The following is a 326-nucleotide window of genomic DNA, read 5'->3' as shown; positions in this document are numbered from 1 at the left end:
GTTGCAATATCGAGTTTCCGGCCGCGGCGGTTCAGGTAAGCGTCAATAAGCAGACGCGTTACAAAAATGGCCGTGAACAGGGAGGTCAGGATACCGATGATCAGCGTGGTGGCAAAGCCCTTGATAGGACCTGAGCCGAAAACCAGCAGGATCAGGGCGGTGAGCCCGGTGGTGATATTGGCGTCCAGGATAGAGGAAAGAGCGTTGTCAAAACCGTCCGAAACAGCCTGCGCCATCCCCTTGCCTTTTTGCAGTTCCTCCTTGATACGTTCAAATATCAGCACGTTCGCATCCACGGACATACCGATGGTCAATACAATACCGGC

Annotated in this window: 1 protein-coding gene; it reads right to left on the bottom strand. The window is 53.7% G+C overall.

Going from position 1 to position 326, the window contains the following annotated elements; translation table 11 throughout:
• The coding region (locus ACRHNM_RS16510) for an MMPL family transporter (protein WP_431137722.1) at positions 1-326 on the bottom strand (326 nt) is incomplete at both ends.

The sequence above is a fragment of the Psychroserpens mesophilus genome, from assembly GCF_050617655.1.
GTDB classification, from domain to species: Bacteria; Bacteroidota; Bacteroidia; order Flavobacteriales; family Flavobacteriaceae; genus Psychroserpens; species Psychroserpens mesophilus_A.
The sequence above is the reverse complement of the archived record's forward strand: the minus strand, read 5'-3'. Positions and strand labels throughout refer to the sequence as shown.